This is a genomic window from Gilliamella sp. Pra-s52 (assembly GCF_009795805.1).
Classification (GTDB): domain Bacteria; phylum Pseudomonadota; class Gammaproteobacteria; order Enterobacterales; family Orbaceae; genus Gilliamella.
Window position 1 is genome coordinate 69,196 of sequence record NZ_WTEY01000003.1, and the last position, 16,255, is coordinate 85,450.

A 16,255-nucleotide genomic window follows, 5' to 3' on the forward strand; every position below is an offset into this window, starting at 1 on the left:
ACTATTTTTATATAAAAAAACCAATTGGATAAAACATTATTAGAAATAAAAAAAGAACCAAGGTATTGTTCAGCTTACAAGCGTACGCTATAATTAGCACACTTTCTGTATGAAGCCAAATAACTTAGGAGCTAAATAGTAAATGAAACGTGTTGTAATTACAGGGTTAGGAATTCTTTCTAGTATTGGGAATAATACTAAAGAAGTTTTAGAATCACTAAAAATAGGTCGTAGCGGTATTACTTTTTCCCAAGAAATGAAAGACAGCGGAATGCGTAGCCATGTATGCGGAAATGTTAAACTCGAAACAACCGGACTGATTGATCGTAAAATTGTTCGCTTCATGAATGATGCTTCTATTTATGGTTATTTAGCTCTACAACAAGCTATTGAAGATGCCAAATTAACACCAGAGCAAGTATCTAATCCTCGTACTGGGTTAATTGCCGGTTATGGTGGCTCAACCAAAACGCAATACAATGTTGTTGCAGGTATGAAAGAAAAGGGATTACGTGGCGTAGGACCTTATGCGGTAACCAAATCAATGTCATCAGCCATTTCAGCTTGTTTAGCAACACCATTTAAAATCAAAGGCATTAGCTATTCAATGACATCAGCTTGTGCAACATCAGTTCACTGTATTGGACATGCAGCAGAGCTTATTCAACTTGGCAAACAAGATATTGTATTTGCAGGTGGTGGTGAAGAACTTTGTTGGGAAATGTCATGCGAATTTGATGCCATGGGTGCTTTATCAACCAAATATAACGACAACCCAGAAAAGGCATCACGCGCTTATGACAAAAACCGTGATGGTTTTGTTATTGCGGGTGGTGCAGGCATGGTTGTAGTTGAAGAATTAGAGCACGCGCTTGCTCGTGGTGCTCATATTTATGGCGAACTTGTTGGCTATGGCGCAACATCAGATGGTCATGACATGGTTGCCCCATCGGGTGAAGGCGCAATGCGTTGTATGCAACTTGCGATTCAAGATTTAGATGTTCCTGTTGATTATATCAATACTCACGGCACATCAACCCCAGTGGGTGATGTTAAAGAATTATGGGCAATTAAACAAGTATTTGGCGATAACATTCCAGCTATTTCATCAACTAAATCAATGACCGGTCACTCACTAAGTGCAACTGGTGCGCAAGAACTTATCTATTCATTGTTAATGTTAGAGCATGGCTTTATTACCCCAAGTATTAATATTGATGAATTAGATGATGCTGCAATTGGCATGAACATTATTACTGAACCAACTGAGCGTGAATTAACAACTGTCATGTCAAATAGCTTCGGTTTTGGTGGTACAAATGCCTCAATTGTCATGAAAAAATACAAAGCTTAGTAAGCAAATTTAATTGATATCAAACAATAAAAAAACCGTTCTAGATTGAACGGTTTTTTTATTTTTAATAATCAAGCACAAAATAGTTATAGTACTTTACTTAAGAATAACTGTATTCGTTCATTTTTTGGATTTTTGAAAATCTGTTCTGGTGAATCTTAGGCTTTGGGTGAATAGAATAATTACAGTGACTACGTTTGAGTGAGGAAATTACAGCGAATGCTTTTAGCAATTCACGCTTTAAGTTTTTTTGTAAATTGCTTTTGCTTTTTACTTTTTTATTAAAAAACAACGCAATTACCACTCAAAAATAGGTCAGGGAAGGTATTGATTTTATTGAAGTTTTTTGGGGTTCGAAAGCACCTGTTTTAACTAATATAAGAGGGTTCAATCCCCCTTAATAATAAAAAGCAGATGATAATAATCAGTTAGCTTTATAATCTGCCACTAATCTTTTTAAAATAAAATTCAAAATCACCCCATAAAGTGGTAAGAAGAATAATCCACAAATTAGAATTTTAAAACTATAGTCCATTAACGAAATTTCGGCCCAGTGGTTTGCCATAAATTCGTCACTACTTTGATAAAATGCAATAGCAAAAAAGACAACGGTATCAATAGCATTTCCAAAAATTGCCGATGCTGTTGGGGCAACCCACCATGATTTGTTTTTTCTTAAATAGTTAAAGACAGTAATATCCATCAATTGTCCAACTAAATAAGCTGCAAAGCTAGCTAATGCAATACGAAAGACAAAGCTATTAAATTCCGCTAATGCCGATAACCCAACCCAATGGGTTTCAAAAAATAATACCGAAATAGAGTATGAAAATAGCAAGGCTGGAATCATTACTACAAAGATAATCTTTCTTGCTAAACTTGCACCATAAATTCGAATGGTTAAATCGGTAGTTAAAAAGATAAACGGAAATGTAAAAGCTCCCCATGTGGTGTGAAAACCAAAAATATCAAACGGGATTTGGACTAAATAATTGCTTGAAGCAATAACTAAAATATGAAAAAAGGCCAACCAGTAAAGGGCTTTTTGTTGTTGTTTACGAGTAAAGTTTGTTTCTATCGATTCTGAATGAGTGTTCAAATACATCTTTTTTCCTTTTTAATGGGGTGAGAGAACCCAGTTGTTCATTAATTTATCTAGTCTTAGCCATATATTCCTGTAAGCCCTTATCACGTAGTAGGCAACTAGGGCATTTACCACATCCCCCTTCTACACCGTAATAACAGGTGTGAGTATGTTTTTGAACATAATCAAGATAACCTAGTTTATCGGCCATTTCCCACGTTTGGGCTTTGGTTAAATACATCAGTGGCGTAATAAGATTAAAGGTATAATCCATAGCTAAATTCATCGATACATTCATTGATTTTATAAAGATATCGCGACAATCTGGGTACCCACTAAAATCGGTTTCGCAAACGCCAATAATAATGTCACAAATGCCTTGTTGCTTAGCATAACAGCCAGCTAAAAGTAAAAAGAGCATATTGCGCCCGTCAACAAAGGTGTTGGGGTAGTCGCTATTTTGAGCAGCTTTGATCTCTTGAGTGTTATCAATAAGTGCATTGTTAGTGGTTTGTTTAATTACTGATGTATCAATGACGGTTTGCTTTATGCCTAAATCTTTGGCAATCCATTCGGCTTTTTCAAGCTCAATGGCGTGGCGTTGACCATAGTGAAAGCTGATTGCTTGGACGTTTTCACGCCCATAATCAGCAATGGCTTGTAGCAAGCAAGTGGTTGAGTCTTGCCCGCCCGAAAATATAACGAGTGCTTTGCGAGTTTGCATTAACGGTTCCTGTTTAGATAAATTATAGATTAGCGATTATCGACTTTTTCAGGATAAAGATCGTGATTAGCTAAACGATTTAGTGCAATTTGTTCCCAATTAGTGTCAGCTTTACCATAGTTAGCATATGGATCGATTGAGATCCCACCGCGTGGTGTGAATTTGCCCCAAACTTCAATATATTTAGGATCCATTAGTTTAATCAAATCTTTCATAATGATATTAATGCAATCTTCGTGGTAATCACCATGATTGCGGAAGCTAAATAAGTAGAGTTTTAGCGATTTGCTTTCGACCATTTTGATATTAGGTACATACGAAATATAAATCGTTGCAAAATCAGGTTGTCCTGTTATTGGGCAAAGACTGGTAAATTCAGGACAGTTGAATTTAACAAAATAGTCGTTATTTGGGTGTTTATTGTCGAATGTTTCTAGTATTTCAGGACAATAGGTCGTTGGATAGCGAACGGACTGATCGCCTAATAGTGTAATTTTACTCATGCTGTTTCCTTAGTTTTTTAGCGTGGGAGGTTTACGAACCACGTAACAAGCCGCACACCATACTCTTTTTAAATAAAAAAGTCTAGTAAGGCTAAGATATTATGCAGAAGCCTAAATATCCCCCAACACTAGTCGCTAGTGATGGGGTTTATGATAAAAACATTATTGCAAAATCAGTGCGACACGCTGTTAGTTGACTTATTTTTTTCGAGTTCTTTATAAAATTTAGCTAATTCAGCTTTGACTTCATTAAGTTCTTGCTTGGCATCGATTAATTTTGTTTGTTGTTTGGTAATTTTTTGTTTATTACCTTTTGTTTTTGCCTGCCCCAATTCGTGGGTTATTTGGGTAACTTTATCTGTTTTTTCTTGGACTCTTTTTTTGTATTTTTCTTCTAAATCATTATTTGAACAATGATTATTAATATCTTCTAATGCCTTTTGAAGACCTTCAACTTTGTGAGTGTTGGAGTGATTTTTGGCTTGTTCAATTTCGACTTCAATAGCCTGTTTTTTGCCTTCACAGGTTAGCCCTTCTACATGGTCATAGGCATTAGCACCAATTGAAAATAAAATAGCCAAAGTGGTTATGCTTAATTTAGTCGCTAATCGAATTACTGATTTCATATAGACTCCTATTAATTTATTTTCTTAACTGAATCAAATCAACTTTATGATCTTTACCTTTAGTTAAAATTAAGCTTGCCCTTTCTTTGGTTGGTAGGATGTTTTCAATTAGATTTAATTCATTAATTTCACGCCAAAGGCGATTAGCAATATCGATCGCTTCTTGTTCTGGTAGCTGTGAATAATGGTTGAAATAAGAGTTAGGGTCACTAAAAGCGCCTGCTCTAAATTTTAAAAACCGGTTCACATACCAATCATGTAACAATGGTAATTCAGCATCAACATAAATTGAAAAATCAACATAGTCAGACACAAAAACACGGTTATTAGCTTGGGTATAATTTATGGTGCCTTGTAAGACATTTAATCCTTCAAGAATCAAAATATCAGGGCTATCAATAACAATTTCTTCCCCTTCAACAATGTCATAAACTAGATGAGAATAAACTGGCGCTTTGACTTTATCTTGTCCTGATTTGACATCAGCAACAAAATTAATGAGTTTTTTAATATCATAAGATTGTGGAAACCCTTTTTTATTCATAATACCACGTTCTTCAAGGTATTTATTGGGGTATAAAAAGCCATCAGTTGTCACCAATGCGACTTTGCGGTGTTCTGGCCAGCGAGTTAATAATGCTTGCAATACACGAGCAGTCGTACTTTTACCCACCGCAACACTACCAGCTATACCGATGATGTAAGGAATTTTTTGGCTTTTACCTAAAAATTTAGATAATACCGCCTGCCGACTAAAACTGTTACTGATATAATAATTTAATAATCTTGATAGAGGTAAATAAATTTCACTGACCTCATCGATTGATAAGTCTTCATTAATACCTTGTAAAGAGGTGATCTCTTCCGATGTTAGCGTCATAGGTACCGCATTACGCAAACCTGCCCATTCTTGGCGATTAAACTGCATATAAGGGCTTAAATGATTTTTCATTTTATTGTGTTCTCTAATTAAATCTAACTAATTTATTGCGCTCAGATTATACATGAATCTCTTTTTTTACAATCATAAATTATGCATAGTGTGTCTATCATAGCTATATTTTAGACTTACTGATAAAATATGCTTATTGATAAGTAACCCTAATATTAGACCGAGATTGTATGTTAAAAAATAAATCAAAACAAAAAACCAAAAAAAGCCGTCAAGAGATCAATGAAGAGTCTCGTGAACTGAAACGTAAACGTAAGCATAAGGGATTGCCAAGCGGATCACGTTTTAATAATGGCGAATCCAACAAGAATAAAAACACGTCAAAAGTGGTAAAGGATCCGCGTATTGGTAGTAAAAAACCGATTTCTTTAATTGCTGAAGATTCTAGTAATAGAGTAAAACCAGTTAAGCAATCTAAACCCATTAAAATGGTTTTATCGCCACAACAAGAATTAGAACAATTAGAAAACGATCCAAAATTAGATATGTTACTTGATTTAGTCGAGCAAAATAGCAAACTAACTAAAGAGCAACAAGCTTATCTTGACAGCAAATTAAATCGAATTGATGAGTTAATGCAAGAACTTGGTTATACCGATGACGATTTTGATGAGCTTGAAGATCAAGACGAAAAGAAAGAAGATATTGTCAGTTTGTTAAAACGTAACTAATGATAAAATATAAAACCATCTGTAATAGTGTTTTTCAATATGGGCAAGATGCTAACTTTAACAACGGTTAAATATTTTCCCGCAATTCAAACCTGTAAATTAATAACCTAAAAGCGAGCCAACCATAATGCTAATGTTAATTATGTTAAGTTTATATTTTGGGTTATTAATTTGTACATTGTTATATTTAAATAAAACAAATCGCATTAAAATTAAAACTAAGATTAGAACTCAGCAAAAACCACTATTAAAACGACATAAAAATAACAACAACTATAGACTTAAACGGAAGTAATTAGATGAGCAATACGCAATTATGGGATCAAGCATTAATTGAAAAATATAACTATTCTGGTCCAAGATATACTTCTTACCCGACAGCACTTGAATTTAATGAAAATTTCAATGAGCAGGATTTTTTATCAGCAGCAACAGCTTATCCTACAAAGCCATTATCGCTTTATGTGCATATTCCGTTTTGCCATAAACTTTGTTATTTTTGTGGTTGTAATAAGCTCATCACTCGTCAAACGCAAAAAGTTACCAAATACCTTGATATTTTAGAGATTGAAATTGCCGAACGTGCAAAATTATTTAATAATCGCACAGTCACACAGATGCATTGGGGTGGGGGTACGCCAACATTTTTAACAAATGATGAAATATCTCGTTTAATAGCATCATTAAGAAAGCACTTTCATTTTGCTCATGACGCTGAGCTATCAATCGAAATCGACCCTCGTGAAATTACCCCCGAAACGATTGATCATTTAGCCCATGTTGGCTTTAATCGATTAAGTATGGGAATTCAAGATTTTAATGATGAAATACAAAACCTAATTAATCGAAAGCAGGATGAAAACTTAATCCGTGCACTAATTGAGCAAGCGCGTAAAAATCATTTTCATTCAATTAGTTTAGATCTTATTTATGGTTTACCCAAACAAACCGTTGCAAGTTTTACTGAAACATTAAATAAAGTCATTGCTATTTCGCCCGATCGGTTAAGTGTCTTTAATTACGCCCACTTGCCTAGCCGTTTTGCAGCACAACGTAAAATTAAAGATGATGATTTGCCTAATGCCCATCAAAAATTGCAAATTTTACAAACCAGTATTGAAAAACTCACTAATGCTGGTTACCAATTTATCGGTATGGATCATTTTGCTAAACCTACTGACGAATTGGCTGTTGCCCAACAAGAAAATAAATTACATCGTAATTTTCAGGGATATACCACGCAAGGAGATGCCGATTTACTTGGGCTTGGGGTTTCTTCCATTAGTATGCTTGGTGATAGTTATGCACAGAATCAAAAGGATCTAAAACAGTATCAAAACCAAGTAGAAAATTTGGGTAATGCACTATGGAAAGGGTTTAATTTAAGTTTAGACGATAAGATCCGTCGTGATGTAATTAAACAACTTATCTGCCATTTTCATTTAGATAAAAATGTTATTGAACAGCAATACCAAATTCAATTTGATGATTATTTTGCTGAAGATTTAAAATTACTAGCGCCATTGCAAAAAGATGGCTTAGTCGCAATGAATAAGCAAGTGATTGCAGTCCAACCTAAAGGACATTTGCTAATACGTAACATTTGCATGTGCTTTGATATTTATATGCGGAAAATGGCACGGCAACAGCAGTTTTCTAGAGTTATTTGATTATCATTAAACATTACAATAATTTATTCTAGATAAATACAATAAAATTAATAATTTATTACTATTAAAGATTAACTTTTAAGTTAGCAACTTAGTATTTAATCATTAAGTTTCAATTATAATAAATAAGGAATATAAAATGGAATTGAGAAATAAATTAGTAGAAGTATTTCCTACTCGCCCTTTAAAGGTTATGAAACTAAAGCAAGAAGGAAAATTGCAGCAATTAAAATTAATGTTTGCGGCAATGTTGTTCTTTGTATTAGCTATGTTTACAGCCCTGACATATTATCCTGGATTAATTGATACTTATAGAATATCACGTAACCCCGTTGTGGTTAACTACCATGTAGAAGGGAAATGTCGTGTAAAGAGTATGATTGATAATTGTTCAGTAAAAATTACCACTAAAACAGGAAAAGTTATTAAGCGTGATTACATTCTCATTGGCGGAAAAAAAGCAAATTACCGAGTTGTAACTGTGGCTTCAGCTAATAACCCATCACTAGTAACCATCAATTTAGCCATTGAGAATATGCGGACTCAATTTGTGATTACGACTATTATTATTCTTTTTTTTACATCACTTATATGGATGGGGTTAGTAAGTATTTTAAGAATATATAAAATGTTAAAAGTTATCGATGAAATTAATGGGCAAAAATTAACACCTGTCGTTGTTCCAATTAAATTAAAATCTTACGGTAAAATAGTAGCAGCTTTATATAATGTGAAAAATTTGCAAGGCGTCAATGTTAAATATGTAGCCAATTTTGATAAAAACTCAAATGATGGACCAATCATTATAGGTGATGTGATTAAAAATAAATGTAATGCTTTGGCCGTAATAGGAGAAAATAATCCCGTTCCTATTATTCTTAATCAAAACTTTACACGCTGTGATTTTACCGATTATGAAATACAGGCATTAAAAGAGGCGCTTTCTTAATCCAGATACTATATCAATAGTAGTGAAATCAGTTTAAGTCTAAATATTTACATTTTATAAATAGGGCGATACCATCGCCCTATTTTTTTAAACAAAATAAACAAACTGCACTTAATTAATGGCTTGCTAAATAAACCTTAAATTTAGTCGTTTGTGCAATCACTTCAACGCTTTTGAATGTTTCATCTAAAATGGTTTGATACGGTAAAAATGAATTTGCCACAATGCACAAATAGCCATTTAATTTTAGATGTTTTTTTGCTTCTTTGATTAACGTATTGACTGCCGTGTAATCGGTCTGTTTTCCATCATGAAAAGGTGGATTAGAAACAATTAAATGATATTTATCATTTAAGTTAGAAAAAACATCACTCGCCACAACGGTTGCTTTTACGTTGTTATTATTTAGTGTCGCTTGACTTGAAGCAATTGCTGCACTGCTAACATCTGATAAAGTTAATGTAATTTCGGGATATAATTTACCAATAACCGTTGATAGTATACCAGAACCACATCCCACATCTAATACATTACCTTTTATAATGTCTGAATGTTCGATTAATGCATTTAAAAGCAGTTCACTACCAGTATCCAAGCTTTTTTGACTAAACACGCCTGGTAAACTTTTAATTTCGATATCTTGATTTTCGATCGTTAAATGATAGCTTAACCACCATTCATTAAGATCAAATGCCAAACGATCTTCAGCTTGAAAATGGTATAAACCACAACGCCTTGCACTATCTATTTTTTGGATTGTGCCAAATTCATTTAATAACGCTTCAACACTTTTTACGCCCGTTCTATTTTCACCAATAATAAAAATATCACTGCCTTTTGGCATATTGTTTAATAAATAAGAGAGTTGAAACTGTGCTTCACTTTTTGTTTTTGGCCAATAGTAAATCAGTGTATCCATGCCGGCATATAGTTCAGCTTCTGGCAACAATGAAAAATAGGTATACTTGCCACGAGCACTATTTTTTAAACGTAAATAAGTATGAAATTGTGTGCAATGAATCTTAACTTGATTTGCCGACATCATAGCCGGATAACTGTCTTGAATGTCACCAGCGATGATCACATTTTTATCGTAAAAAAATTCTTGATGACGCTCAAGTACTTGACTTGCTGGAGTAAAAGCGGATGTGGACATATTTCCTCAATGAAAAACCTTTATAAATTGATGCGTTGATTATACAATTAACTATCTTTAATCTCTAATAAAAAACAGTAAGTCGATAATGACGCAACAAGATTGGTATCTAAAGCAGTGTAATATTACACAATATGTTTTGCGTAATACAAATGCCTTTAAAGGCGAAATTGCCACCCAGATTAGCAATAAAATCCGTTTGATTGTTGTTGCCAAAGCGCAGCCAACTCAAAAAATCTATTTGGATATATTAAATGCGATTCGTCTTACTCAAGATCAGGTGTTAGTATTAACACCATCTCAGCTTATTGTACCAGCAAGTGATATTAAAACCGTAGTTTGGTTTATTGATATAAAACCAGAAGAGTCTTGGCAAAATCCATTAACCATTCAAACCGCTAGCTTAGATCAGCTTGCTAAAACACCACAACAAAAACGCCAACTTTGGCAACAATTATGTCAATATGAAAACTATTTCCACCCTAACTGAGCATGATTTAACAAAAGCTTTTGAATTAGAGCAAATTTGTCATGCTATTCCTTGGTCAAAACAGACATTCTTTTCAAACCAAGGTGATCGTTATTTAAATTTTAAAATAACGGTTAATAAGCAAATTGTTGGATTTTGTATCTGCCAACAGGCTTTTGATGAAGCTAATCTATTTAATATTGCCATCCACCCCGATTTTAGAAAGCAGGGATTGGCAAAGGCTTTGCTCAATCATTTAATTGAAGCGTTACTCACTATAAAATCACCCTGCCCGATTTCAACGCTTTGGCTTGAAGTTAGGCAATCAAATAGCCCTGCAATTGAACTGTATCATACACTAGGTTTTAACCAAATAACGGTTCGAAAAAACTATTACCCAACAATCGATGGCCATCAAGAAGATGCTATCATCATGGCTTATACACTCGCTTCATAAACAGATAAAAGGAAATAGTCATGAAAAGCAATACCGCACTGTTATTTGTCAATGGTGAACCACCCAAGTTTTATCCAACAGATATAGATGACTATACCTATATTGCCGCAACCGATGGTGCTTACCATAACTATTTATCAACATCGTCAATCGAACCTGATTTTATTATTGGTGATTTGGACAGTTATAACCCTAATAGCACAATTCCCTCTAAAACCAAAATCATCCATACCCCCGATCAAAGTAAGACTGATTTTGAAAAAGCTATTTTATTTTTAGCTAGTAAAGAAATAACAAAATTTGATATTTATGGTGCGAGTGGTCATGCTAGCGATCATTTTTTGGGAAATATTTCTGTCGCAATTAAATATTACTGTCAGAATCAAATCACTTTTTATGATAATTATTGCCGTTTTTTTCTTGCCAAACATGAGCAAAAAATTGATAACGTAAAAGATCATACTATTTCATTAATACCATTTTCTAAAGTAACTCAATTAACCATCACTGGTTTTCAATATCCTTTAATTAATCAAACACTATCATTAGGAGGAATAGTTAGTTTACGAAATAAGGCAATTAATGACTCGGTTAAAATATCTTTTGAAGAAGGTTATCTCATGGTTTTCATTGAAAATTTACGCAATTATGACCTACGTTGACATTAATATTTACATTACTTTACAATAGCCGTCTAAATAATTAGTTTAATTATGGTCAAAAGGACTAACCATGTTTTTAAAAAAAATTTCTGTGCTTGTTTGTGCTTCACTTTTTTCTTGTGTATCTTTTGCACAAACTAATAATGAGTATATTGAAACAGATCAGGTAATAGACACCTTTCTACAATGTGATAATCAGTTTTACACGCAACTTGATAAACATCAAAAGTCGATAAAACAATATGTCGATTTAGCAACCACAACTGATAATGTCACTTATATCCCCGTCGAATCGATTCATCAGGCCGATAAGAACAAAATTATGTTTAAAAAGCCATTAGAGTATCAAGGTTTGAAAATTATTGGTTATCAAAACATCTATGTTCCAACTGCATTATCTGGTCATTACCTTTACTGGGGTTTTATTTTTGATAATCAAGAAGATGAAGTTAAAAACACTTTAAATAATATTAACTGGTTAGCCTACAATACTAATACTTATATAGCAAACGCTAAAATTTATGACTTAAATGCAAAATCATCAGAATGGAAAGACGATCCTTATGCTATTGATGGAGTTGCACCAAGATTTGGAACAATTAATAAAGCACTTTATCTAGAAAAGTTTGCTACTAATCAAAGTAGTGTTTTTTGTTCTATTCAAGGCGATTTAAAAAAAGAAATCCTTCTTGAGGATCGCCCAGATTTAAAAATAATCATAGAAAAACAAGAAGCTGAACAACAAGAACGTATTAAAACATATAAAGAAAAAATGCAAAAAGAAAAAGAAAATCAACAATCTCAACCACAAACTAATACGACAGAAACGACTTCAAAAGATGGAGATAATATTTAAATGAAAAAGATCAGTTTATTTTTAATTCTCTTTTCTTTTGCAACATTCAGTCATGCAGTTGAAGAAAAAAACAGTACGGATACCCAAACAAATACAGCAGTTGAAAGTTTAAAAGATCCTAGAGTAGGTAAACAATTTATTCCTACCTCCAAATCGAAAGAAGATAACATTATTGGTTATTCGTTTTTAGATAGACAATCAATTAAATTTCATCCTTTTAATAACCGAATTCGTGTATTTAGTGAAGTGACCAATTACAGCCCTGAACTCAGACAAAAAAATGATGATGGTACTGAAACACTCTATAATTCTATCAAAATTGATTATTATGCTAACTGCGACAAAATGGAGTTGGCAAAAGGTAAATTAAGTACTATCAAAAATAACTTTGGTGACGGCGAATTAGTTAATACAATTGAAATACCAAATCGCTGGAGATCAATAACACAAGATAATGAACAACGTAAGTTGCTTGTTATTGCCTGTTCTTTACCTCTTGCTAATTAATAACAATTAAATCTACACTTATTTTACTCTAGCCACCTTGCTGTGGCAGAGTATATCCATTTATACTAACATCACACCATTATTTATTAGAATGATTATACTTTTATGAACATTACACAATTCCATACCCTGACCGACCAATTATTTAATAAAATTGAGCTATTTTTAGATAATTATGCAGATGAACATGATATTGATTTGGACTATGAAACCAATGGTAATGTCATTACTGTTAGTTTTCCTAATGGCAGCAAAATCATTGTTAACACTCAAGAACCCCTATTCCAAATTTGGTTAGCTACACGAAAGCAAGGTTATCATTTTGATTATATAAATGATAATTGGCTTTGTAACCGAACCGATCAATCATTCGACCTGATTTTTTCTGAATCAGTAAAAGATCAAGCAGATCAATAAAACAGATAAAAATGGGAATTTAACTACCAATTCCCGTTTAATCACTTAATAGTACAATAGCTTAATAGCGTCTACAATAAAGTTAAATTTGCTAATTTAATAACTAACCATTTAATTCCTTCATTAACGAAAGCAATTTGTGCTCGCTTATGATCACCTTCACCATCAATATTAACAATAGCTCCTTCACCAAAACGGCTATGTAATACTTTACGACCTAATCTATAACCATCATCATTTTGATTTGATTTTTTAGAGTAAACCTTTTTACTGTCATTATATTCTTTTCGATCGGATGCTCTGATAAAGTTTTGATGACTGATTTCGTTTAATACATCAACCGGTAATTCATTTAAAAAACGTGAAGGTAAATTGCGTTCTTCACGTCCATATAGACGCCTTATCTGAGCTAATGATAGTGTTAGGCGTTGACGTGCTCGAGTAATGCCGACATAAGCAAGACGCCGTTCTTCTTCCATTTTTTCAGTATCTTGTGCTGAGCGTTGGTCTGGGAATAACCCCTCTTCTAGTCCAACAATAAACACATTATCAAACTCAAGACCTTTCGCTGAATGTAATGTCATTAATTGAATTGAATCTTGTTCATTAATTACATCTCCGCTTTCTAGCGAAGTGTATGCCAAAAATGATTCTAGAATAGTCAATGGCTTACCTGTTTCACTATCTTGAATAACCGTATTTTCATTAGAATGATAAAATTGCTCAGCCGCTGATACTAATTCTTCAAGATTTTCTAGCCTTGATTGTCCTTTTATACCGGGTTCTTGTTCATACATTTGCAATATACCCGATAATTTAATAATCATATCAAGTTGCTTATAAATTGGTTGCGATTCCACTTTATCAAAGATAAATTCCATCAAATCCAAAAAACGACTTAAACCAGAGCATTGCCTTTCGCTCAATGCATTGGTTTGGATCAACATTAAACAAGCATCCCACAATGAAATACCATGTTGCTTAGCGACAGTTCTAACTCTATCTAGCGTAATACTACCAATTCCACGCGTTGGAGTATTAACCGTCGCTTCAAATGCCATATCATTATTGTGATCATACAATAATCGTAAATAAGCAAGCGCTAATTTAACTTCTTGACGTTCATAAAAGCGAATTGAGCCATAAATTTGGTAAGGTAATCCAGCTTGTAATAATGTATCTTCAAATATACGTGATTGTGCATTACTTCGGTACAAAATAGCACAGCTTGAGTAATTATCACCTTCTTGATGACGCTTTTTAATTTGACCTGTAACAAACCTTGCTTCATCAATATCATTATAACCAATATAAAGCAAAATCTGTTCGCCATCGCCTCTATCTGTCCATAAATTTTTACCCAACCGTTTGGTATTTTGTGCTATCAACTTATTTGCAGCATCTAAAATATTATTGGTTGAACGGTAATTTTGTTCTAATCGAATAATTTCAGTTTCAGGGTAATCATTGATAAACAATTGAAGATTATCTGCATTCGCTCCACGCCAACTATAGATAGATTGGTCATCATCCCCCACAATCATCACATTAGCGGTATTACCTGCCAATTTTTTTACCAATCGGTACTGGATTTTGTTAGTATCTTGAAATTCATCAATTAAAATATTACAAAAACGGCGGTGACAGTAATTTAAAACTTCTTCATTTTGACAAAGGAGTTCATAGGTTCTTAGAATTAACTCCGAAAAATCGAGATAACCAAGCTTATCACAAATAACTTGATAGTCGTGATAAATTCTTTGCCACATAACTTGTTTAGGATCTTCAGGAACAATATCATCGGCACGAAATCCCTTTTCTTTCTGAGCAGAAATAAAAGCGGCACACTGCTTAGCTGACCACTGTTTTTCATCGATTTTCAGCTCACGAAAAATTCTTTTAATGAGGCGAACTTGGTCTTCTGTATCAATCAGTTGAAAATTAGGTGGCAATTTAGCCTGCTCTGAAAACATACGCAATAAGCGATGAGCCAAACCATGAAAAGTGCCCACCCACATACCATTAAAATACCCTTCACCAACTAATGCTTGAATACGTTCTTGCATTTCGGCAGCGGCTTTATTGGTAAAAGTAACCGCAAAAATAGAACCCGGGGAATATTGCTTTTCAATACAAAGCCAAGCAATACGATGAACTAAAACCCGAGTTTTACCACTCCCTGCACCAGCAAGAACAATAGTATATTGATTATCAGTGGTAGTAGCATTTCGTTGTTCGGTGTTTAGATCTTCTAATAATGATTGATTAATTTCCATTATATCCAAACCTATTTTGATAACCAAAAACACTAACCAGCATTAATGTTGAAAATGTTAAGATTTTTATCATATTTAAAGATATTTTGTTGACTGTAATCAAACAGGAATATAAAAACAAAGCTATTAAGCGCAATACAGCATTACACTTAGCACAATTTATTGTTATACAGGTTTACTGTCCATCTATACAGGTAAAAGTAAGATTATAGCAGATTATCCAATTCTAGCAATTGCGTTATTTCAATGTGAGGTAAACATCTTGTATCATCAAGTTGAAAAATATCATGTTTATAGATATTAATAAAACAAGCCAAGAAGCCATTATTGATAGCACCATTAACATCAGTCAATAAATTATCACCTACATGTAAAATATGATGCGGTGAGATAGACAACTTGTCAGAAGCCAACTCAAAAATCTCAGGAAAGGGTTTTGAGCGCCCGTCTTCACCACCTCGTAGTGAAAATTGAAAATAATCCCCTAAACCTATTTGATGAACATCTACATTACCATTAGTAATTACAGCTAAAGGGTATTTAGTGGCTAGTTTTGTCAATAACATATGTGTTGACTCTAGGACTTGCATTTTGTGCCGCCAAAAATTAAAACATGTCATTGATTCATCAATAACATCTGCAAATTTTTGTACTGGAATATCAGTTTTATTTAACAGCGATTTGATAGTTTGAGATCGCCAGACATTAACATCGTGATAAATTTCTGGCTCCGATACAAGTACAGTGTGCTTTTCGGACAAATACTCGGATATTGTAAGTGTGTGCAATTGTTCATAACTTTGAAGTGTTTTGAGCATTTCTTCTTCTGCTTTTTCAACGATCATGCTGTTATCGTATAACGTGTCATCAAGATCGAAAGTCAATGCTTTAATCGTATTCATCGTTCGATAAAAGTGCATCG

General features: G+C 33.5%; 18 protein-coding genes and 1 riboswitch. Of the genes, 10 read left to right on the forward strand and 8 right to left on the reverse strand.

Going from position 1 to position 16,255, the window contains the following annotated elements:
- Positions 1-142: 142 nt before the first annotated feature.
- On the forward strand, positions 143-1,354 hold the full coding sequence (fabB, locus tag GQ594_RS04060) for a beta-ketoacyl-ACP synthase I (RefSeq protein WP_160411671.1): 1,212 nt from the start codon (positions 143-145) through the stop codon (positions 1,352-1,354).
- Positions 1,355-1,778: 424 nt separating this feature from the next.
- Here fabB and GQ594_RS04065 read toward each other — a convergent pair whose 3' ends face one another.
- The 5 genes from GQ594_RS04065 to coaA all read right to left on the reverse strand — a co-directional run bounded on the left by GQ594_RS04065 (position 1,779) and on the right by coaA (position 5,243).
- Positions 1,779-2,459, reverse strand: a complete 681-nt coding sequence (locus GQ594_RS04065) for a 7-cyano-7-deazaguanine/7-aminomethyl-7-deazaguanine transporter (protein ID WP_160401663.1) — start codon at positions 2,457-2,459, stop codon at positions 1,779-1,781.
- A gap of 46 nt (positions 2,460-2,505) precedes the next feature.
- Positions 2,506-3,162, reverse strand: a complete 657-nt coding sequence (gene queC / locus GQ594_RS04070) for a 7-cyano-7-deazaguanine synthase QueC (RefSeq protein ID WP_160411670.1) — start codon at positions 3,160-3,162, stop codon at positions 2,506-2,508.
- Between the two features lie 29 nt (positions 3,163-3,191).
- The gene (queF, locus tag GQ594_RS04075; RefSeq protein ID WP_160411669.1) at positions 3,192-3,665 is read right to left on the reverse strand and encodes a preQ(1) synthase; all 474 of its coding nucleotides are present in this window, start codon (positions 3,663-3,665) and stop codon (positions 3,192-3,194) included.
- Positions 3,666-3,668: 3 nt separating this feature from the next.
- A riboswitch (PreQ1 riboswitch) is annotated at positions 3,669-3,713 on the reverse strand.
- Between the two features lie 125 nt (positions 3,714-3,838).
- Positions 3,839-4,291 carry a DUF1090 domain-containing protein gene (locus GQ594_RS04080; protein ID WP_160411668.1) on the reverse strand — a complete coding sequence of 151 codons (453 nt, stop codon included), beginning with the start codon at positions 4,289-4,291 and terminating at the stop codon, positions 3,839-3,841.
- Positions 4,292-4,307: 16 nt separating this feature from the next.
- A complete protein-coding gene (gene coaA / locus GQ594_RS04085; RefSeq protein ID WP_160401660.1) occupies positions 4,308-5,243 on the reverse strand; it encodes a type I pantothenate kinase in 936 nt (311 codons plus the stop codon).
- Positions 5,244-5,413: 170 nt separating this feature from the next.
- Between coaA and yihI the strand changes: the two genes are divergently transcribed.
- From yihI to GQ594_RS04100, 3 genes are all read left to right on the forward strand, one after another.
- Positions 5,414-5,914 (forward strand): Der GTPase-activating protein YihI, encoded by a 501-nt coding sequence (gene yihI, locus GQ594_RS04090; protein WP_160411667.1) that lies wholly within the window; start codon positions 5,414-5,416, stop codon positions 5,912-5,914.
- 299 nt (positions 5,915-6,213) lie between these two features.
- Positions 6,214-7,584 (forward strand): oxygen-independent coproporphyrinogen III oxidase, encoded by a 1,371-nt coding sequence (hemN, locus tag GQ594_RS04095; protein WP_160411666.1) that lies wholly within the window; start codon positions 6,214-6,216, stop codon positions 7,582-7,584.
- A gap of 139 nt (positions 7,585-7,723) precedes the next feature.
- The gene (locus GQ594_RS04100) at positions 7,724-8,533 is read left to right on the forward strand and encodes a hypothetical protein (RefSeq protein WP_160401657.1); all 810 of its coding nucleotides are present in this window, start codon (positions 7,724-7,726) and stop codon (positions 8,531-8,533) included.
- A gap of 115 nt (positions 8,534-8,648) precedes the next feature.
- Here the strand turns inward: GQ594_RS04100 and rsmC are convergent, their stop codons facing one another.
- A complete protein-coding gene (gene rsmC / locus GQ594_RS04105) occupies positions 8,649-9,689 on the reverse strand; it encodes a 16S rRNA (guanine(1207)-N(2))-methyltransferase RsmC (RefSeq protein ID WP_160411665.1) in 1,041 nt (346 codons plus the stop codon).
- 88 nt (positions 9,690-9,777) lie between these two features.
- On the opposite strand from rsmC, the gene GQ594_RS04110 reads away from it, so the two are divergent.
- The 6 genes from GQ594_RS04110 (at position 9,778) to cyaY (ending at position 13,057) form a co-directional block, all read left to right on the forward strand.
- Positions 9,778-10,179 carry a DNA polymerase III subunit psi gene (locus tag GQ594_RS04110; RefSeq protein ID WP_160401655.1) on the forward strand — a complete coding sequence of 134 codons (402 nt, stop codon included), beginning with the start codon at positions 9,778-9,780 and terminating at the stop codon, positions 10,177-10,179.
- A complete protein-coding gene (rimI, locus tag GQ594_RS04115; RefSeq protein ID WP_160411664.1) occupies positions 10,154-10,615 on the forward strand; it encodes a ribosomal protein S18-alanine N-acetyltransferase in 462 nt (153 codons plus the stop codon). Before GQ594_RS04110 ends, rimI begins: the two co-directional genes overlap by 26 nt.
- A 20-nt stretch (positions 10,616-10,635) precedes the next feature.
- Positions 10,636-11,277, forward strand: coding sequence for a thiamine diphosphokinase (locus GQ594_RS04120; protein WP_160411663.1), 642 nt, complete (start codon positions 10,636-10,638; stop codon positions 11,275-11,277).
- Between the two features lie 70 nt (positions 11,278-11,347).
- The gene (locus GQ594_RS04125) at positions 11,348-12,133 is read left to right on the forward strand and encodes a hypothetical protein (RefSeq protein ID WP_160411662.1); all 786 of its coding nucleotides are present in this window, start codon (positions 11,348-11,350) and stop codon (positions 12,131-12,133) included.
- On the forward strand, positions 12,134-12,640 hold the full coding sequence (locus GQ594_RS04130) for a surface-adhesin E family protein (RefSeq protein WP_160411661.1): 507 nt from the start codon (positions 12,134-12,136) through the stop codon (positions 12,638-12,640).
- A gap of 105 nt (positions 12,641-12,745) precedes the next feature.
- On the forward strand, positions 12,746-13,057 hold the full coding sequence (gene cyaY, locus GQ594_RS04135) for an iron donor protein CyaY (protein ID WP_160411660.1): 312 nt from the start codon (positions 12,746-12,748) through the stop codon (positions 13,055-13,057).
- 71 nt (positions 13,058-13,128) lie between these two features.
- Here cyaY and uvrD read toward each other — a convergent pair whose 3' ends face one another.
- Both uvrD and yigB read right to left on the reverse strand, forming a co-directional pair.
- On the reverse strand, positions 13,129-15,333 hold the full coding sequence (uvrD, locus tag GQ594_RS04140) for a DNA helicase II (protein ID WP_160411659.1): 2,205 nt from the start codon (positions 15,331-15,333) through the stop codon (positions 13,129-13,131).
- A 206-nt stretch (positions 15,334-15,539) separates the two neighbouring features.
- Positions 15,540-16,253, reverse strand: coding sequence for a 5-amino-6-(5-phospho-D-ribitylamino)uracil phosphatase YigB (yigB, locus tag GQ594_RS04145; RefSeq protein ID WP_160411658.1), 714 nt, complete (start codon positions 16,251-16,253; stop codon positions 15,540-15,542).
- Between the last annotated feature and the right edge of the window lie 2 nt (positions 16,254-16,255).